General features: G+C 53.8%; 18 protein-coding genes and 2 pseudogenes. 8 read left to right on the top strand and 12 right to left on the bottom strand.

What is annotated here, in order from left to right; all coding sequences use genetic code 11:
• Positions 1 to 51 precede the first annotated feature (51 nt).
• From KRAC_RS55865 to KRAC_RS55850, 4 genes and pseudogenes are all read left to right on the top strand, one after another.
• Positions 52 to 276, top strand: coding sequence for a hypothetical protein (locus KRAC_RS55865; RefSeq protein ID WP_007922301.1), 225 nt, complete (start codon positions 52 to 54; stop codon positions 274 to 276).
• Between the two features lie 222 nt (positions 277 to 498).
• The gene (locus KRAC_RS55860; RefSeq protein ID WP_007922298.1) at positions 499 to 897 is read left to right on the top strand and encodes a VOC family protein; all 399 of its coding nucleotides are present in this window, start codon (positions 499 to 501) and stop codon (positions 895 to 897) included.
• 159 nt (positions 898 to 1056) lie between these two features.
• Positions 1057 to 1611 (top strand): annotated as a pseudogene (locus tag KRAC_RS55855) (excinuclease ABC subunit UvrA); the annotation flags it as partial.
• Between the two features lie 670 nt (positions 1612 to 2281).
• Entirely contained in the window at positions 2282 to 4192 is a 1911-nt protein-coding gene (locus KRAC_RS55850; protein WP_007922289.1) for a PAS domain-containing sensor histidine kinase, read from the top strand.
• Positions 4193 to 4488: 296 nt separating this feature from the next.
• Here KRAC_RS55850 and KRAC_RS55845 read toward each other — a convergent pair whose 3' ends face one another.
• The 3 genes and pseudogenes from KRAC_RS55845 to KRAC_RS55840 all read right to left on the bottom strand — a co-directional run bounded on the left by KRAC_RS55845 (position 4489) and on the right by KRAC_RS55840 (position 6794).
• Positions 4489 to 5961 carry an MFS transporter gene (locus KRAC_RS55845; RefSeq protein ID WP_007922287.1) on the bottom strand — a complete coding sequence of 491 codons (1473 nt, stop codon included), beginning with the start codon at positions 5959 to 5961 and terminating at the stop codon, positions 4489 to 4491.
• Between the two features lie 73 nt (positions 5962 to 6034).
• Positions 6035 to 6170, bottom strand: a pseudogene (locus KRAC_RS80595) (IS982 family transposase); the annotation flags it as partial.
• A gap of 45 nt (positions 6171 to 6215) precedes the next feature.
• Entirely contained in the window at positions 6216 to 6794 is a 579-nt protein-coding gene (locus tag KRAC_RS55840) for an isochorismatase family protein (RefSeq protein WP_007922286.1), read from the bottom strand.
• Positions 6795 to 6989: 195 nt separating this feature from the next.
• On the opposite strand from KRAC_RS55840, the gene KRAC_RS55835 reads away from it, so the two are divergent.
• Both KRAC_RS55835 and KRAC_RS55830 read left to right on the top strand, forming a co-directional pair.
• Positions 6990 to 8222 (top strand): citrate synthase family protein, encoded by a 1233-nt coding sequence (locus KRAC_RS55835; RefSeq protein ID WP_007922285.1) that lies wholly within the window; start codon positions 6990 to 6992, stop codon positions 8220 to 8222.
• Positions 8223 to 8503: 281 nt separating this feature from the next.
• On the top strand, positions 8504 to 9142 hold the full coding sequence (locus KRAC_RS55830; protein ID WP_007922283.1) for an HD domain-containing protein: 639 nt from the start codon (positions 8504 to 8506) through the stop codon (positions 9140 to 9142).
• A gap of 216 nt (positions 9143 to 9358) precedes the next feature.
• Here the strand turns inward: KRAC_RS55830 and KRAC_RS55825 are convergent, their stop codons facing one another.
• The 7 genes from KRAC_RS55825 to KRAC_RS55795 all read right to left on the bottom strand — a co-directional run bounded on the left by KRAC_RS55825 (position 9359) and on the right by KRAC_RS55795 (position 17369).
• Entirely contained in the window at positions 9359 to 10096 is a 738-nt protein-coding gene (locus tag KRAC_RS55825; protein ID WP_007922281.1) for an alpha/beta hydrolase, read from the bottom strand.
• A 791-nt stretch (positions 10097 to 10887) separates the two neighbouring features.
• The gene (locus KRAC_RS55820; protein WP_007922279.1) at positions 10888 to 12405 is read right to left on the bottom strand and encodes a catalase; all 1518 of its coding nucleotides are present in this window, start codon (positions 12403 to 12405) and stop codon (positions 10888 to 10890) included.
• A 224-nt stretch (positions 12406 to 12629) separates the two neighbouring features.
• Positions 12630 to 12848, bottom strand: a complete 219-nt coding sequence (locus KRAC_RS55815) for a hypothetical protein (protein WP_007922277.1) — start codon at positions 12846 to 12848, stop codon at positions 12630 to 12632.
• Positions 12849 to 13055: 207 nt separating this feature from the next.
• The gene (locus KRAC_RS55810) at positions 13056 to 14003 is read right to left on the bottom strand and encodes an AEC family transporter (RefSeq protein WP_007922275.1); all 948 of its coding nucleotides are present in this window, start codon (positions 14001 to 14003) and stop codon (positions 13056 to 13058) included.
• Between the two features lie 428 nt (positions 14004 to 14431).
• Positions 14432 to 15634, bottom strand: a complete 1203-nt coding sequence (locus KRAC_RS55805) for a cytochrome P450 (RefSeq protein ID WP_007922274.1) — start codon at positions 15632 to 15634, stop codon at positions 14432 to 14434.
• Between the two features lie 75 nt (positions 15635 to 15709).
• Positions 15710 to 17131: an NAD(P)/FAD-dependent oxidoreductase gene (locus KRAC_RS55800; RefSeq protein ID WP_007922272.1), complete on the bottom strand. Its 1422-nt coding sequence runs from the start codon at positions 17129 to 17131 to the stop codon at positions 15710 to 15712.
• Positions 17118 to 17369 (bottom strand): ferredoxin, encoded by a 252-nt coding sequence (locus KRAC_RS55795; RefSeq protein ID WP_007922270.1) that lies wholly within the window; start codon positions 17367 to 17369, stop codon positions 17118 to 17120. Before KRAC_RS55795 ends, KRAC_RS55800 begins: the two co-directional genes overlap by 14 nt.
• 1127 nt (positions 17370 to 18496) lie before the next feature.
• Here KRAC_RS55795 and KRAC_RS55790 point away from each other — a divergent pair.
• Positions 18497 to 18787: a hypothetical protein gene (locus KRAC_RS55790; RefSeq protein WP_211221543.1), complete on the top strand. Its 291-nt coding sequence runs from the start codon at positions 18497 to 18499 to the stop codon at positions 18785 to 18787.
• Positions 18788 to 18840: 53 nt separating this feature from the next.
• On the opposite strand, the gene KRAC_RS55785 is transcribed toward KRAC_RS55790, so the two are convergent.
• Complete coding sequence (locus KRAC_RS55785) at positions 18841 to 19671, bottom strand: phytanoyl-CoA dioxygenase family protein (protein WP_007922264.1); 831 nt, start codon at positions 19669 to 19671, stop codon at positions 18841 to 18843.
• Between the two features lie 307 nt (positions 19672 to 19978).
• Positions 19979 to 20215, bottom strand: coding sequence for a hypothetical protein (locus tag KRAC_RS55780; protein ID WP_007922260.1), 237 nt, complete (start codon positions 20213 to 20215; stop codon positions 19979 to 19981).
• A 1104-nt stretch (positions 20216 to 21319) separates the two neighbouring features.
• Between KRAC_RS55780 and KRAC_RS55770 the strand changes: the two genes are divergently transcribed.
• Positions 21320 to 22315, top strand: coding sequence for a phosphotransferase enzyme family protein (locus KRAC_RS55770; RefSeq protein ID WP_007922258.1), 996 nt, complete (start codon positions 21320 to 21322; stop codon positions 22313 to 22315).
• Positions 22316 to 22537 lie beyond the last annotated feature (222 nt).

Here is a 22537-nt window from a genome sequence, read left to right as displayed (position 1 = left end):
TTCCGAGCACAGCGAGGAGGCAGTGAAACGCGCAGAATGCGGAGGAGGCAAATGTACTACGCGATACGTGTCCAAGGACACCTGAGCCCGTCCTGGCAAGACCGCTTTGGCGGACTCTGCATCGAGCAGCAGGAGACCGGGACGACGCTGCTTTCGGGGACGCTGCCGGATCAGGCCGCGCTGCATGGAGTGCTCCTACAGATCATCCGTCTCGGTCTGGCTCTGCTCTCGCTTGAAACGAGCGAGGCGCCGAACGAGACAGGGGATGATCTCTGAGCCGCGCGCAAAGGGAATGCAGAAGCTTTTCTGGTTGCGTGAGCACGGGCCGCGAATGGTCCTCCCGCATATGCGCGGGAAGCCGGTCACATTTCTGCGCGATGAGCAGTCAGAAGAGTGACGCGCGAAAACACAACAGGAGTCTGACTCCCGCGAGCCGACTGCGGACAAGCGCGAGAAGAACACACAACAGGCTGTTTGACGACAGGTGAAAGGTAGGTTATGACAATGGCTGATGAAAAAATTCTGATGGTGACGATGTCAGTCACCGATATGGCGAAGGCCAAAGCGTTCTACGCGGAGCAATTGGGCTGGTCTGTCACCCAAGACTACGGAGAAGGCGATCGGCACTGGGTCACGCTTTCGCTCCCAGGAGGAGGCGCCACTCTGACGCTGTCGACGATGCATGGAAAGCTGAAACCGGGGACGATGACGCTCTATCTCTCGACTTCAAATATTGAAGCGACGTACAACGAACTCAAAGCAAAGGGCGCCGAGGTCCACGAAGTGAAGGATGACCTGTATGGCCCGGGCTCTGGCGTCAAGTGGTTTAATTTCAGTGATCCCGATGGCAACCGGTGGCTGATGGTTCAGTCAGAAAAAGGTCCGGGAAACGGGTAAAAATCGATCATTCTTCCCATGATTGAGGCGCCCAGCCGCGTCAACTGCTCCCCGCTTCCACCAGCGAGGTGAGCAGGTCAGAACTGATCAGACGCGTGCCGCCGGGCCGAACGGCACGACGCTCTCTCATTCGAGGCGTCGCGCCGTTTGCCTTGCCACCTGTATATCTTTGACGAGCCGAGCGTCGGACTGCACCCGCGGGATGTTCATCGTCTGAACGAGCTCCTGGAGAAATTGCGCGACAAAGGGAACACTGTGATTGTAGTGGAACACGATCCTGATGTTATCAAAGTCGCGGATTATCTTGTCGATATGGGGCCGTATGCCGGGAGCGAGGGCGGCCAGGTCGTGTATGAAGGCAACTACGCTGGCCTGCTTGATGCCGACACGCTGACTGGCAACCATTTGCTGCGTACCAGGCCGCTCAAGGACACCTTCCGCCAGGCGACCGGCAGCCTGCCGATTGTCCGCGCCACCGTCAACAATCTGAAAAACGTCAGTGTGGATATTCCCACCGGCGTCCTGACGGTCATCACCGGCGTGGCCGGCTCGGGCAAGAGTTCGCTGATCAATGAAGCCTTTCTCCGCCAGCACCAGGAGGCGGTAGTGATTGATCAAGAAGCCATAGGCACATCCAGCCGTTCTAATCCCGCGACTTATACTGGCATCATGGATGACGTGCGCAAGGATTTTGCAGCGGCGAACCGCGTCGATGCGGTAGAGACCCACTAACCGGTGGTTGAGCACAATTGTCCCTGACGAAGGCGAACCAGCGGCCGATGACTGGATGGCTTCACCGAAGAAGCAGACAGGTCAGCCTGCTTCTTTTGTCGCCCTCGTCGTTTTGGCTCAACTCACGGTAAGGGCGCAACTTTGTACTGTAACACCTCACTGACACTCCAGATATGATCCGTCAACCCCGCGGCCATGGTAGGCGTACATGCTCTGTCCATGTGCGTCGATTTGGAAAGTTCCTGATGAGCCCAACAGAAATTGTAGGTCGTGCCGATCAGATACATTCCTGTCTCCCTCCTCCGTCTGATCTCGCAACTCATTCGCCAAGATATATGGGAAATGCGCCAGGAAATGCCTGAAAACGGTTGCTTTTCTGGCTCATTTTGATCTTCCCCATGGGGAACGAGTCGGCACCAGTTTCTCCGACCGACACCTCTGACGCTGCTTCTTGTGCTTGCATGTGTAGCGATGAAATTCCTAAGATGAAGAGGCAATTATTCCCGTCATGATTGCCTCATGCGAGGAGGATCGGAGGCTAGCCTTTGCTCACACCTTCAAATGAAAAACCGAGGACCAAGGATCTGTTGCCCCGAAGATCGAAGGTGCGTTTGTCTGTGTCCTGGTCCAAGAGAGGAGAGGCTCTTATTCTATGGCTTTCTTTAACGACAACCCTCAGCAAGAAAACACCACCCAACGTCCCCCTGAAGAGGCCGATTTTGTCGATCGTTTTCGTGCGATGATGGAGGGAAGCACGGATATTTTTTGTATTCTCACGCTCAGAGGCGAGGTGCGAGAAATTTCCCCCAGTTGGCACAACTTTACCGGGCAAGAGGAGAACGAGTATCGAGGGAAGGGCTGGCTGGAGGCGTTCCATCCGGCTGATCAGCCGCAAGTCGAAGAAGCGCTGATCCAAACGGTCATCTCCGGGCGGAGCAGTGAACACACACGCCGGGTGCGCCGATATGATGGAAGCTACCGCCTGATACACTGGCGTCTGATCCCCGTGCGCAAGCCTTCGGGGGCTATTTATGAGTTGGTGGCCTATGGCACCGATGTCACCGAGCAGGAACTGGCGAAACAGATGAGTGAAGCAGAGATGCAGCTCGCCGTGAAAGCGTCCGGTGTGGGTCTGTTGGATTGGAATCTCCTGACCCTGCAATTTGTCTGCACGGATCAGATGGCGGTCCATCTTGGTCTCTCTCCTGTGACTTCAGGGAGTGAGGAACAGTTCCTGGCGTGCGTGCATCCTGACGATCGCGAGAAAGTCAAACGCGCGCACCAACGGGCCCTGACTGAGAAGAGGGATTATAGTATTGAGTACCGCACGATCTGGCCCGATGGGAGCCTGCATTGGCTGATAGCCAGAGTACAATGCATCTCTGATCTCCGCGGCAAGCCGATCCATCTGATAGGAGTTGGCCTGGATGTGACGGAACTGAAACAGGCGGAAGAGGCCCTGCGGGAGAGCGAGGCCCGGTTTCGTCATTTCATGGATTCCAATATCATCGCAATGGCGCTCGTTGACCTGGAGGGAACCGTTCATGAGGCCAACGATGCCTTGCTCAAGCTTTTGGGGTATACCCGGGAAGACCTGACAGCCGGACGGATGCAGTGGACGACGATGACTCCCCCGGAATATCGGGCCCAAGACGCGCGGGCGATCGAGGAACTGCAGACAACCGGGGTGGTTCAGCCGTTTGAAAAAGAGTATGTGGCCAAAGACGGCACGCGCGTACCGGTCCTGAACGGGGGAACCCTTTTGCGTCGGGTCGGCTCCTCACCGCTGGCCATCACGTTCGTCTTAGATTTGACGGCCCGCAAAGAAGTGGAACGGCAAAAAGACCTCTTCCTTGGCATAACCAGCCACGAATTAAAAACACCGTTAACTGCCCTCAGAGGGACGCTTCAATTAATCCAACGGCGCCTGAAACGGGTAGTCACGACGGCGGACAACGTCTCCCCAGAATGGAGCACCTTCGTCCAGGGACTCACGAAAAATCTGGAGGATTGTGCACGCCAGGTCGATGCACAAACGCGCTTGATCAATGACCTGCTGGACATCTCGCGCATCACATCCAATACCCTGAAGCTCTCGCCGCAGCGCTGTGAACTCGTCAGCCTGGTGCGTGAAACTGTTGAGGATTTGCGGGTCACTGCGCCCGAACGCTCGCTCCTCCTTGAAATGCCAGAGAATACTCTGGTCCACGTGCTCGCTGATCGAGATCGCATCAGTCAGGTGGTGACCAATTATGTGACCAATGCGCTGCGCTATTCGCGTCCCGACCAGCCGGTGCATATTGGTCTCACCGCCGAGAAGGGTGTTGCTCGCGTCTGGGTGCGCGATCGGGGGCCGGGCCTCTCGGCAGAAGCACAGAAAGAAATCTGGCAGCGTTTTCACCAGGTGAAAGGCGTACCCGTCCAGAGTGGTTCGGGGAAAGGGTTGGGTCTGGGCTTATATATCTGCCAGATGCTCATCGCCGAACACCAGGGAGAAGTTGGTGTGGAAAGTACATTAGGGGAAGGCTCTACCTTCTGGTTTACCTTGCCAATCGTCCCATAAGAGGATTCATGGTCGCGGGCCTCGGCAGGAAGCTGATAGAGGGTGATCATTCCACCACCCCGCTTGTCCTGCAAGTGGGGTGGTTTGCCATGTCTAAGTGTCAAAGTGTGTTGATCATCTCCTGAGCTAGTATGTTCTGTAAGAGGATACAACTCATCCATAGGATAATCACTAAGAAATCAACAGCTTAATTCCAACATTTACATCTCAGATATGACATGAATGCACACTTTGGTCAGGATCTTAGCCCTACCTCCTGCAAGGTGTGAGCGCACCCGTACATTCCCAGATGCTGATCAAATGTGCTCCATCTCTAACTGCATGCGCTCCGCATTTCGGCTGGCGGTGCACTTTGCCCAAGTGCCAGTTGTGATCAAGCCGAGAAACAAGACAGCGAAACCGCAACCAGCGATGATACCCCAACTTATGCGAGAAGCGTCAGTAAATCCACTACTCGCTGTCAAGTGTGTGACACGTGAGGCAATAACAGAACCAATCACCGCTACACCGAGTGCCTGACCTAGTTGTCGCATCGTCGAAGCGATGCCAGCCGCAGCACCTGCCTGAGAACGGGGCATCCCGGAGAGAGCCGTATTGCTGATTGCTGCATTGATCCAACCAACGCCTGAACCGACAAGTGCATAACAGACAAGAAGTCCGATAAAAGGTAGATTATTATATTCTATGGCGGCAAGGAGACCCGCGATGGCAATTGCTGCGCCCCCGATAAGGAGTGATATGCGAGTTCCATATCTCCCAATTATGCGGCCAGAAATCGGCGAGGAGATTGCCAGGGCTACAGCCATTGGTAAAAAAGCGGTACCAGCCTGAAGAGGCGAGAAATGCAGGATGTCTTGCAGGTACAATGTGTTGAGGATTGAGAAGCCACCCAGAGCCGTGAATGTGCATAATGCAATAATCGAGGCACCACTGAATGGAACAGATCGGAAGAACCGTATATCAATGAGCGGCTCTTTACGGACTCGCTCATAGGCGATGAATCCAACAAAGCAAGCTGCAGCACCAATGAGACAGGCGAGGATTTCAAACGAGGTCCATCCGTATGCCGGGACCTCAATGATTCCATAGATAAGCAGTCCGAGTAAAGCTATCACGAGAATCTGACCGATAGGGTCGAAACGGCGCGGATGAGGAGCCTTCGATTCTGGTACAAATTTGGCTGTTAGCAATATAACGGCGATTCCGAATGGAACATTGATCCAGAAAATCGAGCGCCAACCAATGCTGTCGACAAGGAGGCCACCGAGTATCGGACCGGCGGCGAGACTGATTCCAGCAACACCACCCCAAACACCGACAGCGCGAGCCCGTTCTGCTGGCTTGATAAATGTGTTACCAATAATTGACATGGCGACCGGGTTGAGCATACTGCCACCGACTGCTTGCATCATTCGGAACACGATAAGCCACGTAATGCTTGGTGCAAGGCTACAGAGGAGTGATCCGAGCGTGAAGAGGCTCACCCCTAGCTGAAAGATACGCCGCCGCCCTACACGGTCTGCAGTTGAAGAGGACAATACCAGTAAACTAGCGATCACAAGCGTATATGCATCCAGGGTCCACTGTGCTTCTGCGATTGAAGCATGGAAGTCGTGCTGAATCGATGGAAGGGCGACGTTCAGAATACTTGTATCTACGCCAACAAGAAATACGCTGACGCAGCATATAATCAATATCAAATTGCGGCGAAAAGAAGACAATTCAGCATTCTGGATGGAATGGGCTTCTGAGATATTTTTTGTTACCATTGACTATTCTCCATGTAAAGATACCTTCAAATGTCATTGAACTGGGAAATATGAACGCCTGGTGTGAGATAGGTTATCCCTCCAGCAAGTCGGCAAAGGCCAAGAGTTCCCGATGGAGGGAAGAGTTTGAGCCAAGAGTAAAAGTTGTGCAAGCCAACTTTAGCGGCGAGCTGGGCCTGGAAACCAGCCAGGGCATGAGGCCGTTCGCGTGTTGGCTATCTCACACCAGGCGTTCATGTTAGCCAGCGCTCGGCTCAACGTGCTAGAAGAGAGAGAACCTCTTCGGTGCTTTTGACGCGCCCGATGTGTGGAAAAATGCGGCTGATGGTATGTTGATGAGACTCTTCGCTGCGATCTGACATCGCATCCTCAACAAAAATCTGATGATATCCATGATCGTGCGCCTCTCGTGCAGTCGATTCGACTCCGATGCTTGTCATGATACCAGCCAGCACAATCTCGGTGATACCACGGCGTCGCAGATGCATATCGAGCGATGTTCCATGAAAGGCGCTCCAGCTACGCTTGGGTACGACAATATCGTTGCCTTGTTGACCAATCTCCCTCACCAGTTGATCCCAATCTGCTCCTAAAGACCTGCGAGTTGTAGACTCAGTGTCGGTGCGCGGCACAAACATATCACCACCATCAGGTGAGTACGTTACGTGGACAAGCATCACAGGCAATGCCTGCTGGCGAAACGTTTCGGCTAACTTGATTGAATTGGCAATCACCTCTTCCATCGAATGGGGAGTCGTCGGTATTCCAGCAAAACCATTCTGGAGATCAATCAGGACTAGAGCTATTTTTTCATCGAGTTCAGTTACTGACATTCTTTTCTTTTCCTCGCGGTTGTTGTACTTGCTCTTCTCTCCACCCGGGAAAAGGCGGTTGAAGACAGTTCACGTGTGGTTGTATTCATTTCTCCATGAGTATATTTTAATGTCAATAGATTGTCAACATATTGATTTTAAAATCAATATGTTGTATGATAGGGGCAACAAAACATCTGAAGGAGGCAGAAACACATGAGTAATGAGCGCTATATGAGTGCGCAGGAGGCGACATCTGAATTAGGAATCAGCCTGACAACGTTGTATGCATATGTGAGTCGAGGGGCGATCCGTTCGGAAGCAGTCGGCGGTTCGCGTCGCGTGCGGGCCTACCTGGCGGAAGATATTCAACGCTTGAAAGCGCGCAAGGAGATGCGCCAGCATCCAGAGCAAGTGGTGAGCAAGGCGATTAGTTGGGGGGAGCCCATCATCGATTCCGAACTGACCCTGGTAAGAGATGATCGCGTCTATTATCGTGGCCGCGAGGCAGTGGAGTTGGCCGCGTCATGGAAGATTGAACAAGTCGCGGCGCTGCTCTGGGGTTTTGCTGAAAGCGAGAATGCCCGACAAGTAGAGCAATTTTTCACTGAGGAAAAGCCTCAGCCAGCTCTGCTCCAAAAACTGGCGACATTCCGGGAAAAACTGTATCCTACCAACTTGTCGCTTCTTGAGCAGTTCCAGATGGTGCTGCCCCTGCTAGGCGCAGAGGATATGCGTGCCTATCGTCCGAGTCAGGAGGCCGCACTCACTACAAGCGTACGCCTGATCTGGCTTTTCACGTGCTTTCTAGTCCATGCAACAAGTCCTCAGGCCTCCCTGGCTGAGACGCTCCAGCAGGCCTGGTCACCACATGATGACCAGGCCTCGCAGATCTTGAATGCGGCCCTGATTCTGAATGCTGATAACGAATTAAGCGCTCCAGCTTTTACTGCCCGCTGCATCGCATCAACTGGTGCAACACTGTATGCCGCTATCAATGGAGCATTAGCAGCTTTCCGGACCGGGCAGGTTTTTCGATTTCTCAGCAGTCTTGGTCAACCTCAACAAATAAATCAGGTACTCGTCGAACGCCTGAAGCAAGGGGAAGATATTCCAGGCTTCGAGCACCCTCTCTTCCCAGCTGGGGACCCGCGGGTAGTGATGCTGTTGAAACTCTTGCACGTGCAATATCCTGAAGCCTCCGGTACCAGGCTCGTTGAGACGCTGGTTGCCGAAGTTGAGCAAATACTGGGTATCCATCCGCGCATCGAGCTCGCCTACGCAGCTCTGGCCCTGAACCTGAAGCTCACCAATGAGCAGTTTCAGGCTCTCGTCGCGCTGGCCCGCTGTGTCGGTTGGATCGGGCATGCCTTGGAGCAAGCGTGGAGCCCGCAAGGGATTCGGCCACGCGCTCGTTATACGGGAATACAGCCAGAAGGCGGTCACTAGAAGAAGCGCTTTGGTTACGCTCAGTATTTACGGCTTCCAGGTATATCCGCGCTTACAACGATGGATTGTTGCACATACAGACTTTTTGAGTAGCAAGGGTGGTGAGTGTCATTTAACTTGATTAGTGGGCTCTCCGTCCTTTCGGGGGAAGATTGCTGTGACCATGGCCCATTTTTGTGGAGGGAGTAGACTCGAAAGAGAGGGGAAGCAGAAACACCCCCTACGCTTACGTCCTCTTGGAACAGAACAAGCAGTCAAGATGTCGCAAGGAGAACAAAATCATGACAAAAAGTATTGCAGGTATTGCTATTCCCGATAGCAAACTGGCCAACGAAGCCGCGGAGTTACTGCGCGAATACGGCGACCCGCTGCTGTGGAACCATTCGCACCGTGTTTTCCTTTTTGGATCACTGCTCGGCCGTCAGGAGAACCAGAAGTACGATCCTGAGTTGCTTTACGTGAGCGCCGTGTTTCACGATCTTGGGCTCACCAAGCATTACAGGAGCCCAGACAAGCGCTTCGAGATAGATGGAGCCAATGCGGCTCGTAGCTTGCTTGAACAACATGGTCTCTCCAAAGAGTCCACACAGCTTGTCTGGGACGCGATCGCGCTGCATCAAACCATTGGAGTGGCCCAGTACAAGGAAACGGTGGTGGCTCTGCTCTATCACGGAGTTGGCTTCGACGTCATGGGTGATCGCTTTGACGAACTCTCCGAGCAGACACGTTCTCAGGTCGTCTCTGCCTTCCCCCGCGACGGTTTCAAGAACAAGATATTGCATGCGTTTCTCGATGGCATCGGACACAAACCCGAGACGGCGTTTGGCAACATCGACTCGGATGTCTGCGAGCGCTATCTCCCCGGCTACAAACGGCCGAACTTCTGCGACCTGGTTCTCCAGTCACCGTGGAACAACTAGCAGCGTGAAATGCTGAGAATGCTTCTCAGAGCGTTTCAGGGGATGTTATTCTGCAGGAATGGTAAATGTCCACGGATTGCGCAATGAGATGCTTTTTGTGCTGAGGAGTCTTCACTGGCCCGTTCAATGTTCCGGCTTTTTGCTGGCTAAGAGGCTGGAAATACTTCTGCATAATGAAAGCGGAAGAGCCGCGAAAAACGCTCTCAAGCCAAATCACTATGGAAGCGTTCGCCGAGCTTCGTTCGCCGACACCTTCACTCCTTGTACGGCTTGTTCGATGAGCTCAGCTACCGCACCTGGTTGCGACATGTAGATCGCGTGGCTGCCCGCTCCCTCGACGACTGTCGAACCTGCGCGCCTGGACATGAAACGCTGGGCTGACAGTGGGATCATCTTGTCGTCGTTAGCGATCAAGTACCAGCTCGGCTTGGTCCTCCACGCTGGTTCGCTGATCATGCCGTTCAGTGCCTCCTCGCCCCACGGGACCTGCGAATCGGCCATGAACACAGCCTTTTCTTCGTCCACGTCAGCCGCAAATGAGGCAGGGAACCTGACCTTGTCCTGGTACAGATAGCCATCCTGGGGCGGCAGGATCGGGGACGCAGGCGCGCCAGGCGGGGTATCCTTGAGAAGCGTGGACACGGACTCGCCCGTGTCGGGGGCAAAGGCTGCGATATACACAAGACCCACGACCTGTGGATCGTTGCCGGCTTCGGTGATCACCGCTCCTCCGTAGGAGTGGCCGACGAGAATCACCGGGCCGTTCTGCGCGTGAATAATGCGTTTGGTTGCAGCGACATCGTCGGCCAGCGAGATCGTCGGATTCTGGACGATGGTGACACGATAGCCGTCCTTCTTCAATATCCTATAGACGCTCTCCCAACCGGAACCGTCCACGAAGGCACCGTGGACAAGAACGATTGTTCTTTCCACCGAATGAGATACTCCAGCCATAATGATCTCCTTTTTCTAACGAGGTAATGCCCGCCTATTGGGCCACTGTATGATTTCGGGCGAAACCTACACTAAAAGCTGCTTGCAGAGCGTACTCGACACAAGTGCCCATGATGCGAATGGGCTTCTGCCACATCTTCTACCGCACAAGCACGATTCACAGAGCATCTTTCTAGAGCCAATTGGCTTGTCTCGCAAGTAGCAGGTCGGCTCTTTGTCGTGAGTGTACAAAGGAGACTGTTAGACACTTCGTATTATGACTCTTTCATGGTAAATGCCCTGGAAAGCGGCTCATGCCCTGGTTTGGTGAATCGAGAAATTGATGAGTTACGCTAGCTTATCGAGTGAGCGCGAATCTTAGGGAACCTCACACCGATAAGCTCATGATTCACCAAACCAGGGCATGAGCCGGAAAGCGAGCAGCTTTTGCCCTCAATCTTGAGCACTGGTACACGCGTTCCCTGGAAAAACCGCTCTTCATCTGGCTTCTTCCATCGACACCTTGTAAATTGGAGGGAGAAAAAGGGGATCGAGTATGAACAAACCGGGAAACAACGATAGGCTGTAAAGCCGCTTCATCTGTCGGCAAGCGTCTCCCATGCGGAGCGGAGCGCGGTCCATCTGCCAGCCCCGGAATTGCCATGGTCTCCAGGATTGAGTGCCACAGCGAACCGCTGTCGTCTGTCACCCTAAGGGAAAGAGGAGAGGAAGAGCTGTCTCCTCTTTCCCTCTCGTCTGTCTTCAATCCGCTCTGGCAGTCGCCTCCACGCATCTTGTCCTTTCCCCGGCGACTATTTCCTCCGGACTTTCCCAACTGACGCGGTTGCCTCAGCCATGATTTCCAAACCGAGGCCTTTGGCTACCCGCGCTCCCAGATCGGGGTCGATCGGGGACAAGTAGCTTTTGACCGCGCGCTCTTGAATGAAACGCTCGACGCCCTGGCTCAGGTGCCAGACGATGTTGCCGACCAGATGGTCCCGATCGGTTGGTGACATCACCTGGCGGTAGAGCGTGCCGGGCTGCACGAAGTCGTTATCCTCCGCGTGCGGCCTATACGCGCTGCGCATAATCTCGCCAGCCTCCACGAACCAGCTGGGATCGTGGTAGCGCTGCGGGTCAGCCCGCGGCCCGCCATAGCTGTTGGGCGCGTAGACAGGCTGGTTCCCATTGTGGCGGAAGCGCATCTGGCCGTCCTTGTTGTAGTTGTGCACCTCGTTGAGCGGCCGGTTGACCGGCAGCTGATCAGAGTTCACGCCGTTGCGATAACGGATCGAGTCGCCGTAGGCGGACATCCGCCCCAGCACCATCCTGTCCGGGCTGGGCCCGATGCCCGGGACAAAGTTCGCCACCTCGAACCCGGCCTGCACGATCTGGGCGAAGAAGTTCTCGGGGTTATGGTCGAGCACCATCCGGCCGATTGGGATCGTCGGGTAGTCTTTGTGCGGCCAGACCTTGGTGATGTCGAAGGGATTGAAGCGGTAGTTGGCCGCGTCCTCGTACGGCATGATCTGCATCTCGAGGCGCCAGGACGGGTAGTCCTTGCGTGCAATCGCCTCCCACAAGTCACGCCGGTGGTAGTCGAGGTCCTCAGCTCGCATGGCCCTGGCCTCGGCGTCAGTAAAGTTCTGGATGCTCTGCTCGGTCTTGAAGTGGTACTTGACCCAGAACTTCTTGCCAGCTGCGTTCTCCCACATGTACGTACTGCTGCTGTAGCCGTTCATGTTGCGCCAAGTGCGCGGCGTGCCCCGGTCGCTCATCAGGATCATCACCTGGTGGGCCGACTCGGGCGAGAGCGTCCAGTAGTCCCACTGCATGTTGTTGCTGCGCAGGCCGGTGTCGGGCATGCGCTCCTGCGAGTGAATGAAGTCAGGGAACTTCATGGGGTCACGCATGAAGAAGACCGGCGTGTCGTTGCCGACCATGTCGTAGTTGCCCTCTTCGGTGTAGAACTTGAGGGCGAAGCCGCGCACGTCGCGGTCCGTGTCCGGGTAGCCCTCTTCGCCGGCCACCGACGAGAAGCGCACGAGCATCGGTGTGCGCTTGCCAACTTTGTTGAGGAAGGCGGCCTTGGTCCACTGAGTGACGTCGGCGGTCACCTCGAAGTAGCCGAAGGCGCCGCCGCCCTTGACGTGGTACACGCGATCGGGGACGCGCTCGCGGACGAAGTGGGCCAGCTTCTCGTTCAGGTAGGCATCCTGGAGCAGCACGGGTCCATCGGGCCCTGCGGTGAGCGAATATTCATCGCTTGGTGCGGGAATGCCAGCATCAGTCGTCGTTAGTGGTCTTTTTTGTTCGCGTTGTTTGCTCAATTGTTCCTCCAATCATGATCTCTTCTTCACTATTCCTGTTGTCGTCAGATGAACATGTCGCACGCTCCTCATAAGTGCTCTCTCGGCAGCAATGATGAGCATATTCAACAAACAGAGGGAGGAGAGGAAGCACACGTGATCTCTTTCTGCTCAAACACAGAAGAGATCTGGTCAGTTACTTTTTCTGTCTCCACTGCCGGTGGTCACCAGCTAGGCGTAGCGGTTCATTCTGCTCCCTTTTCAAGTGTCTTGTCGAGCCCATTCGTAAAGCAGGGCCTTGAAAGCTGATTGGTCATGACGCTGCTTGGGGAATCAGCCCCCAAAATACGATGCGATTGCCCTGCTTCAGTGTGCCGCTGGATTGTCCAATCAGTCACGCGCAGTCTGGCTATTACCTGGGCAACGGTCAGAGAGAACTGGCTCTCCTGACCGCTCTGGCTCATACGATTCCCATCATCTCACGCTTCCATTCCTCCTCAATGAACATGCCATCGCTTTTAGTGTACCCTCCGGACAAAAAGAGCCATGCGACGGCCCGATAGAGCAAGAGAGGCAAAGGACAGTCATACGTCCTAACAGATGCCAAAAAGCGCGCTCAGGCGAGAGGCTTGCAAAGGGATAGCCAGAGGTGCCTCTCGTTACACTGCTTCTCATGCACCTGTCAACGCAATCGACAGCGGCATCACCACGATCATCGCTATCGTCGTCAAAAGCAGTGTCGAAGCGGCCTCGTATACCTTATAGCGGAGCGCGAACATGGCCGGAACGACAGCGGTCGGAAGCGCGCAGATGAGAATGGCTTGGCTGCCCAGTGGCTTGCCAATGCCAAATGCCACCACCAGCAATGCCATCAGGGCGGGTTGCACGATCATCTTGACCAGCGTGTTTGCGGCAGTTTCCACGGTCACTTTGACCTGATAGGCGGCAATGATGAGCCCGGCCACAAACACGGCCACACCCGCGGTTGCCGACCCAATCAGATTGAGCGTGCTCTCAATCTCTTTGGGCACGGGCACAGCGAGCAAGACGAGGATCGTTGCCAGCAGCGGAGCGAGCACGACTGGTCTGCTCAAGAGGCTCTGACCGACCAGCGCCGCAAGACGGGGCGTCTCTCCACCAGCCGAGCGCTGTCGATCATATTCGAGCATGGTCACCATGAGAGGAACCAGCGTCACTTGCGAGACCAGAGCGGCTATGGCAACGGAAAGAGTGCTGGATGAGCCAAATAAAGGGGTCAAAATCGGAAGGCCGATGAAAGCGACGTTGGAAAAGACGATGCAGCTTGCCTGAAGAGCGGCTGCCCCCACCCTATGATGCAGCACGAACCGGCTTCCCACCGCCACCACCACAAACAGTCCCACAAAAGCGATGAGCAACGCGAGCACGAACGGCCCTGCGGCCAGGAGTGAGCTGCGCGGCGTGGTCACGATTCCCACAAACAACAACGCCGGCAAAGCAAAGGTGAGGACCAATTCATTCAAGCCCTGGACCTGGTCGCGGTCGAATTGCCTGGCACGTCCCGCCAAGAAGCCCAGGGCCATGACGAACAGCACGGGCAAGAGCACCAAGAACGCGTTGATAACCGTGGACATGGGCATTCAGTTTCCTTTCAATGGCATTTCCTCAGCCTGCAACAGGGGAATGACCCAAAAATCAACAGCTTCATTCCAACCTGGACATGCATTGTTCCTCTTTTCTCTTCCCCCTGCATACCCTGCGCCTGAAACTCGAAGACGATCCCAGGCATCCTACGTATCTTGAAACCATCGTGGGGGTGGGATATCGGTTCCGGCAACTATGCAATGCTGTGTGGTAGATGTGTACAGTATCGCTCGTTGTCGTTTTGAAGCCTACCAAAAGCAGAGGTGCAACCTCTCTTCAGACGAGAAAATATGAGAGGAAAGCGCAAAATGCTCTTCATGATACTCTGTCATTCTCTAAAGTTCTCATTCATTACGCGAAGCTGTCTCAAAAGGATCGAGAGCAGCTTCGCGTACATGGAACACATGGAAGTGCTTTTTGGCACTCAGGCTTCCATACGATCGAAGGCAATGGGCAGATGCTGGGGACCTCGTAACACTGCATTTGCTCGATATGGAGGAGGATCGACGACTAAGCGTGGCTGAATCAGTCGACGAGAGAGCTCAGTGAGCGCCACCTGTACCTCTATGCGTGCTAGCGGTGCGCCAACGCAGTAATGAACACCATTCCCGAAACCAAAGTGCCGGTTGTCAGGACGGTCAGGGTCAAACTCGTTGGGATGAGCGAAACAGCGCGGATCGCGGTCGCCCGCCGCAAACATCAGCCGTAGGCCTGACCCCTGAGGAATCGTCACTCCATGAAGCGTCATGTCGGTGAGTGCAAAACGTGTGGCAAATTGAACTGGCGGATCGTAGCGCAAGACCTCTTCAATCACGAGATGGACACGTTCAGGATGATCGCGGAGCTTCTGCAACTCCTGGGGATGACGTAACAAGGTCAGCATGCTGTTGGTAATCAGGTTCACTGTCGTCTCGTGACCAGCTAACAGCAACAAGATCATGGTACTGATGAGCGTTTCGTCATCCATGCGCCCCGCAGGATCATTGCCGAGGGCAAGTCCTGTCGCCAGGTCATCTCTGGGATGCATACGCCGCTCGGCGATCAGCTGGCTCATGTACTGAGAAATCTCTTCAAAGGCCTTTGTGATGCCGGGGTCCATCGCCAGCGCCGGGTCCAGGCCATACGTCAGCATATCAGCCCACGCATGGAAGCGCGTCTCATCCTCTCGCGGCACCCCGAGCAGTTCGCAAATGACCGTGACTGGAAGTGGATACGAAAAGGCATCGACAAGATCAAACTGCTTCTGGTCGCGCTGGGCGTTGAGCAGTTGGGTCACGGTATCGGCGACCCGTCCTTGCATCCCCGTGATCCTTTCCGGCGTGAATTGATGCATGACAAGCCGTCGTAAGCGGTCGTGCTCAGGGGGATCAAGAAAGAGTATCCATTGTTTCGCGACGTCGCGTAGGCCTTCAACAGGGATCTTGCTTTTGCGTTGATCTTTGCCCACACTCGGGTCGTGGAGGAGAAAGAGGATCTCATGGTACGTACTGACCAGAAAGTAATTCTCATCCAACTGCGCCACCGGGATCTCGAGCATCTGCTCATAAATCGGATAAGGGTTCGGACGACTCGCAGGATCGAGCAGTCGTTCGAACAGGCTCGCGACGCTGGTCTTGGTGGAATGCATAGCTGTCCTCCTTTCAGGAACTGAAACATCGCAATGATGCACTTCGGATCATGCGAAAAACGGTGTCCAAGACTCTCATAATGGTAGGGGGCCGGACGGAACGCGTGGATCGGAGGCACGGGCAGCAGCGGCATCACGCTCCTCTGGTGGGGTACTGGGGCCCGGTCCAGTTGCAGTGGCAATCGGGCTGTGGGTAGGCTGCCCCGGTACGGGAAAACCGGCTGCAACAACGCGCAACGGTTTTGGCTCGTCGGGTGCGTTGAGATGGGGAGGGAAAGAACGCTTCTGCTCAATAAGTGCTTCATAGACATCGAGTCCACGAGGCATATTGACAGCTAATGCAGCAACGACGCGTCCCTTGTGTCCGTAGACAGCAACAAAACGACGTTCGGAGACTGATCCTTGCGTGACCACGACTTCATCGGCAAGTGTTGGCAGACCGACTGACTTGATATTCAAGCCAAATTGATTGGACCAGAAGCTGGGGATATGGCGATGTCCGCGACGCTCCCACGGGGCACACACCATATTATGTGCTGCGATGCTTGCCTGTGCGACCGCATTGCCCCAGTGTTCAACGGCAAGGAGTTGCCCATCGAAGAGTGGATGGGGCCAGCGGGCGACATCTCCAGCCACGAAGAGATCATCAGTGACGATGTCGTTGGCGTCAAACACGCGACAGGTTCCATCACAGACCACGCCACGGGCATCGGCTGCCAGTCCCGCATGTTGCAGCCATTCGACATTGCGGACGGCCCCGAGCGCGACCACTGCGACATCTACCTCTAACACGTCGCCGTCTGAAAGGTGGGCGCGGCAGAGGCGTCCCTGTGCATCTCCTTCAAGTGCCATCACCGTGGTATTGCAGCGCAGATCAACCCCATACGCTCGTTGGAGACGAGCGGCAACGGTGCCGGCCGCACCTCCCAACGCTCCCGCCAGTGGTGCCGCGCTCCGCTCGGTCACGGTCACGACCAGACCAAGCTCACGACACACCGAGGCAACCTCTGAACCTGTAAAGCCTGCACCTATCACCAGGATATGGCGTGGGCTAGCGGCCAGGCGTTGATGCAGTCGCGCGCCATCATCGAGGGTGCGGATGGTGAAGACGCCGTCAAGTGCAGCCTGTGACGCATCTGGCCACGGTCGCGCTCGTGTCCCTGTTGCAATAAGGAGTCGATCAAAGGAAATGCGCCGATCATCGGCGAGTTGGACGGCCTTCTGTGCAAGATCCAGGTGTGTCGCTGGCACTCCCAACAGCCACTCGGCATTGAGATCCCGACCTTGTGGCAGAAAGGTATTGGTCGCGGGAAGCCAGCCAGTCAGCACCGACTTGGAGAGCGGTGGGCGGTCGTAGGGTGGATACGGCTCGTCTCCAATCAGTATCAGTGGCCCATTAAAGCCTTCCTCTCGCAGTGTTTCGGCTGCACGCAGACCAGCCAGAGATGCACCAACAATGATAATACGCCCATTGAAGCGCCCATCATTCCTCCTCATCATGATGAGCCTCCTGCGCCGATGGCTGCGCTGTTGCTACCTGCTCATTCGACCGCCCGATGCGGATGGCTTGAACCGGGCAGGCCGCGGCGGCTCGCTCAACCTGCTGACGCAGGCCATCATCGGGATTGTAGTTGAATTCGAGCGACTCCTCGCTATGCCACCGAAACACGGTTGGGGCAGCGTAGATACATTGCCCATAGCTTTGGCATTTATTTAAATCAACGACCAGCTTCATCACAAACCTCCTTCGTGTAAAGGGGAGACCCATGTCTGGTGATGCACAAAAAACCAGTGACTGAACAGCCAAGAAGTGATTAGTATCTGTATTCACCTCTTTTAGCATACCCAAACGGCAATCTACGAGCACAGCACGCCACGAGAACACAAACTTCTTCTGCGGAAACACTCTCCGATCTCCATACCTCTCCTTTTCTCCTCGTCTCCTCCATGAAGGCGGATAGTGATAGACGAAAGTCTCTTCTTGCCTGTGGAGAGTCCGTAAGACCTGGACTGGTTTTGTCCCGTCTTGGCAAGGCTCAGCGAAGCAGGAAAACCCTCGAGGAATTCCCCGTGATATTATCCGTCCGGAAGAGGATGTCAAAAGACGTCAATGATCGCCAGCCCGTCGCCAGGAAGGGGTGACATGCGTATCATTTCTTCTCGGCGATGCACCCATCTCCTCATGAAACAAGCAGTTCCGCCGTGTAATCGCTATAGCCTCTCTATGTCGAAGGTTTTTTGCAGCATTCTGAAATGGTCTCTGGCAAGCATTCCCGTAGCAAATCAGAACTCATCAGGAGGAGGGGTATCTGCGCACCTCCTTCTCTACTGTGCAGTCGATCGGCGAGTTCCATACAAGGTATTGGCAAGCACAAAGTATTGTGTATCAGCTAACGGCCGATGCAATGTTTTCATGATGCACCAAAGATGCTGTCACACACCACCTACACAAATTTCAATCGCACAAATTTCTGCCTGTTCCTTTTTTCTGTGCTCCTTTCGCACACTCCATAAGGAGAGTGCGTCTACTTCTAGCAAACCGCCTCTTTCTTCCAACGACAGGGAGAGCTTTTGATTTCTATTCCCGAATAGATAATGTAGATGGCAAAAATCAGATCAAAGTAACAGTATTTTTATCAATATGCAATAAAAATACTTTCCTGTACATTCACTTCCCCCCACTTCGCCCTAAACTGGGAAGAACTTCGCCCGACATTGGGTGGTTTTCCTCTTCCCCTTCACCGTCCCCGTTGAGTACACTTACCCTTAATACAGAGAGATCAATACAGAAGAAGGAGCTACCTGATGTCTCGCCTGCTTACTCGCGCTTTAATTACACTGATGACAAGAAGACCGTATGTCATGCTTACGCGCTGGGGAGGTATTGCCATGCTCATGCTGGTAGGTGTTCTACTCACTACACATACACCTGTGCCATATGGCACCTCTTCCACCGTTCAGTACACCTCTTCTTCCTCCATGCCCATCACACAGGCAGGTGGAAGTGAATACACAGGTATGCTTCAGAGTCCAACCGCTCATCAGCAACTGTTTGCCTGTGGTATCGGGGATGTCGCCTGCTACAGCATAGAATGTGTACTTGGAATGAGTTTCTTCTCGGTGGAAAAGCTTGACGACGTACTCAGATCGTAAGAAATTGTGGCGTACGTCGTCAGTTTTGAGAACCCGAAAAGGATAATGTATTGCTACCAGGGATCAATACCCAGTAGTTTACGGCCCAACGGAGTCATCACGCGAAGTTGCGCTTGACTATATTGATCAGGCGCAGCAGGCCTGGCTGGATAATGCGGATGATCCTCACGGATGAAGCGGGTAAATTGAGCTATTCGCGGCCTGGGCAGGTGGTTGTGTGATGCCGCATGTGGCATCAGATGATGGAGTAAGGCAAAATCTCCCGCCTCCCCGGTTACCTCGACTGTTTCCGGAAAATCGGTAATATTTTTCCATTTTTCATAAAGTTGACGTCCTTCTGTATGTGCTCGTGCTTTTTCCTCGACGAGTCGATGTCCACCAGGAACGACATGGATACCACCGCCTTGCGGTTCAACAGTATTGAAATAGTAGCATCCTCCAACCTGTAATTCTTGTTGTGTAAATTGGAAGTTGTTCACAGTGTTGGGGACAGAGGCATCAAGGTGAAGACGCTGACTCAGGATATTTTTTTCGCCTGCATTGCGCAACGTAATGCCTATTGACCCATCCATCGATCGCAAGCGCGTCGAGCCAAGCAATTGGACTGCCGCTCTATAAAGTTTCTCATTGATCATCAGTGGTAAAAGTTCCGGCGTATCAATTGTCTGGCTTCCATTTTCATTCATTGGTTTGAGTCTACCATTGTGGGTGCCCCAATGGGCCGGGAGGGTCAAATCACGTGGGACCAGATTTAAAATCTGGCCGTGGTAATAGGCGGCTTCATCCCGTGAAAGTACACCTTTCACGAGGACATAGCCAAGTTCATGAAATTGAGCAACCTCATCCTCGCTCAGGATCGGTTCAACGCTGCTTAATATGGTCATGGCTAAAGTATCCTTTCCTTTGCTGTGTCATATGCAAAAACATGGCTACGGATGAATAGTACTCTCTAGCTTCTGGCTCAGAATAGAGGATTGTTAGCCCATTGAAAAGTAAGAACTCTTGACTGATCACTTTGTACCCTTTTATTATAATATTACCATTTTCTTATTTAAGAATAAAACATCAGAGTTACTTAAAAATTGCCATTTCTCCCCTGGTAATGCTTATAAGTAAATTGAGGTGTTTACACTGGATGAAAATCCAGTGTAAACACCTCAATTTACGTTCAGATACAGCTTTTGATGACATTCAACGTTTTTCTATGACCGGCGCAATTGTCACACTGAGCCATTCGCGTTCTGTATTGAGCATGGCTTTGCAGCGACCAAAAGCCAGATCGACTCCACACAGAGCAATGCAGACAAACCAACTCTCGCGCGGATCGCGTTTGCTGTCTTTGGCGCCCTCTCGTTGCACACGGAACACATGAACCGGGGTCTCGCGGGCTTGCCGGAAATGCAAGCTACTCCAGCGGCTCACCGTCACCAGAGTCCCTGCTCATCGTGACTCATCCAGACGGCTTCAGCTTCCTTCACCGTCTCAGGTGCTGGGACCAGCATATCTTCTCGGCGTCTCAGTCGCCACACTCGTCGAGGCCGAGCAGGCCATCAGCGAGGTGGTAAATTAACTGAAGAGTAGACCGATTTTGCACTGAAGGGTGGGGTGCGCCTGCAAGGCTTTATGGAGTTGCTCAAAAGAGCAGCAATTGAAGAGTGGTGCTAGGGTTAGGCGGCATGCGTCTGGAAACGGCATTTCCGGGGGTGTGAAGCCCGCTGATAACGCCCGACCAACTTAGTCAGAAGGGAAAGAAGGGCAAACCCTGTGATCTATGCTGACGAGAGGAACCTTCATCTGAAGCGTCGTGATCAGTGAAGAGTGAAACTGGCTGACACACTCTGACCAAAATGGTATCGCGACTGCCCAGATATGTTCCACCGATATCTGGGACTCTTCCTTTGTTCGCGCGGCGTATAGAAGGCAGCTACGGATCACTATAACTCCATAAGGAGAAAGACAGGGAACTCTCAAACCGCTTTACCCGAAAGGGATGCGAGAATGCCAGCATGCGGGAGAGAGGGCGGCGGCGGCGTAGTAGTCAAATGCCAGCCTGTAATGGGCTGGACAGGGCGAAGGTTCGCCAGGGAAAGGAACCTGAAGAGAGAAGAAATGGATGAACCAGAGAAAGCAAATGACGGTCAGAGTAGTGGAGCCTTGTTCTCCGGCATAGCGGGGGACTCCATGCAACAGGTGAAGCTGTGCTCTGGCTGGTGCGCTCTGGGGGGGTAAAACCCCAATCCATCGACTCCCCCTGAGGTACACGTAAGAGTGTTTATCCGAGTACTGGAACGCCGGATGCGGTGAAAGTCGCATGTCCGGTGTGGACGGGGGGAAAGGGCGTAAGCTCCTACCTATCCGTACAATTCGATCTGAAGCATGGAAATTCAAGCTTCGATGTCTGGCCAAACCGCTCCACATCTGGTTTCTTCCATCGCCATTCTGTAAATTGTGGTATCATTGAGCGGAAATAGTGGTAATTTCGATGAAGAGTGTTACTGTGCTATCATTAGAGAGAAAAGAAGGATAGAATGTATGATGAAATTGAGCACGATGCTCAAGGTTGATAGAACGGTGGACAAAGAGGGGCAAAGCCCAATTGCAGAACACATTTTGGAGCAGTGGGAGCATGACCAAGGGTCAGCACAGTTCTTCAGATCGAGCACGAACTTCGTGTACATCTTCCGCAAAGGTGGTGAAACCTGCTTTCTGCGCTTTGCCGAGAGTACCGAGCGGACACGAGCAGAGATTGAGGCCGAGATGGCTCTTCTCAACTTTCTCGCTAGCCAGGGAATGACCGTGGCGACGCCAGTTGTGTCCAAAAATGGCCGATGTGTGGCAACGGTCGAGACGGATCTCGGCACCTTTCATGCAGTCGTATTTACGCAACTGCCAGGTCGAGAGGTAGAGATTGAAGAGCTGAGTCCCGCTCAATTTGAGATATGGGGAGCCACACTCGGGAAACTGCATGCCATGACGCATCGGTATCAGGACCCCAAGGTAGCCGCACGCGGGACCTGGAGAGATCACCTTACTCTGGTCCGAAATGCTGTGCCAACAGATGAACCAAGAGTCCAGGCCGAATGCGATTACCTCACCTCGTTTCTTGCTGCGCTCCCTGTGACAGAAATGAACTCTGGTCTCATTCATGGGGATTTTGAACTCGATAATCTCAGGTGGCAAGACGAGACCCTAGCGATGTTCGACTTCGACGAGTGTGCTGCTTCTTGGTATATTGCAGATGTTGCATTTGCCCTCAGGGATCTTTTTGAAACCGGTGTGGATCTGAGCCATCCATCATTTCGCGCGTTCATCCGTGGGTATTGCGAACAGTATTCTCTGGATGAGGAACTGCTTTCCCATCTGCCAACATTTATGAGACTCGTGAATCTCATCATCTATGCAAAGCTGGTGCGGGCGACAGATCTGACGCAGGATCAGGACTATCCAGAATGGTGTACCTCACTTCTGTTGAAGCTCGAAAACTGGAAACAGAACTACAAAACGTCTCTTCTCTCGATACCGGTATAAATCCAAACGTTGTTCTGTTGAAAATCACACACTTCTCCTGGTGGGTCACTGACGGGATACTTGTGGTAAAATCTGCTAATTTACAAGGTATCGATGAAAGAAGCCAGATGTGGAGCGGATTTCCCAGGCAATGAAGCGTCAATTCCCATGCTTCAGATCAAATTCCCACCCTTCAGTGCAAAATCGGTCCGCCTTTCGGCTCTGGCCCAATTTAGGTGAATG

It is taken from the genome of Ktedonobacter racemifer DSM 44963 (assembly GCF_000178855.1).
Classification (GTDB): Bacteria; Chloroflexota; Ktedonobacteria; order Ktedonobacterales; family Ktedonobacteraceae; genus Ktedonobacter; species Ktedonobacter racemifer.
Note: the sequence above shows the minus strand (reverse complement) of the source record. Positions and strands in the feature narration are given on the sequence as shown.

Excerpts from the sequence above, each read along its gene's own strand:
- KRAC_RS55865 (WP_007922301.1), top strand. The coding sequence starts at position 52 with ATGTACTACGCGATACGTGTCCAAGGACACCTGAGCCCGTCCTGGCAA.
- KRAC_RS55860 (WP_007922298.1), top strand. The coding sequence starts at position 499 with ATGACAATGGCTGATGAAAAAATTCTGATGGTGACGATGTCAGTCACC.
- KRAC_RS55850 (WP_007922289.1), top strand. The coding sequence starts at position 2,282 with ATGGCTTTCTTTAACGACAACCCTCAGCAAGAAAACACCACCCAACGT.
- KRAC_RS55845 (WP_007922287.1), bottom strand. The coding sequence starts at position 5,961 with ATGGTAACAAAAAATATCTCAGAAGCCCATTCCATCCAGAATGCTGAA.
- KRAC_RS55840 (WP_007922286.1), bottom strand. The coding sequence starts at position 6,794 with ATGTCAGTAACTGAACTCGATGAAAAAATAGCTCTAGTCCTGATTGAT.
- KRAC_RS55835 (WP_007922285.1), top strand. The coding sequence starts at position 6,990 with ATGAGTAATGAGCGCTATATGAGTGCGCAGGAGGCGACATCTGAATTA.
- KRAC_RS55830 (WP_007922283.1), top strand. The coding sequence starts at position 8,504 with ATGACAAAAAGTATTGCAGGTATTGCTATTCCCGATAGCAAACTGGCC.
- KRAC_RS55825 (WP_007922281.1), bottom strand. The coding sequence starts at position 10,096 with ATGGCTGGAGTATCTCATTCGGTGGAAAGAACAATCGTTCTTGTCCAC.
- KRAC_RS55815 (WP_007922277.1), bottom strand. The coding sequence starts at position 12,848 with ATGAGCCAGAGCGGTCAGGAGAGCCAGTTCTCTCTGACCGTTGCCCAG.
- KRAC_RS55810 (WP_007922275.1), bottom strand. The coding sequence starts at position 14,003 with ATGCCCATGTCCACGGTTATCAACGCGTTCTTGGTGCTCTTGCCCGTG.
- KRAC_RS55805 (WP_007922274.1), bottom strand. The coding sequence starts at position 15,634 with ATGCATTCCACCAAGACCAGCGTCGCGAGCCTGTTCGAACGACTGCTC.
- KRAC_RS55800 (WP_007922272.1), bottom strand. The coding sequence starts at position 17,131 with ATGAGGAGGAATGATGGGCGCTTCAATGGGCGTATTATCATTGTTGGT.
- KRAC_RS55795 (WP_007922270.1), bottom strand. The coding sequence starts at position 17,369 with ATGAAGCTGGTCGTTGATTTAAATAAATGCCAAAGCTATGGGCAATGT.
- KRAC_RS55790 (WP_211221543.1), top strand. The coding sequence starts at position 18,497 with ATGCTTACGCGCTGGGGAGGTATTGCCATGCTCATGCTGGTAGGTGTT.
- KRAC_RS55785 (WP_007922264.1), bottom strand. The coding sequence starts at position 19,671 with ATGACCATATTAAGCAGCGTTGAACCGATCCTGAGCGAGGATGAGGTT.
- KRAC_RS55770 (WP_007922258.1), top strand. The coding sequence starts at position 21,320 with ATGATGAAATTGAGCACGATGCTCAAGGTTGATAGAACGGTGGACAAA.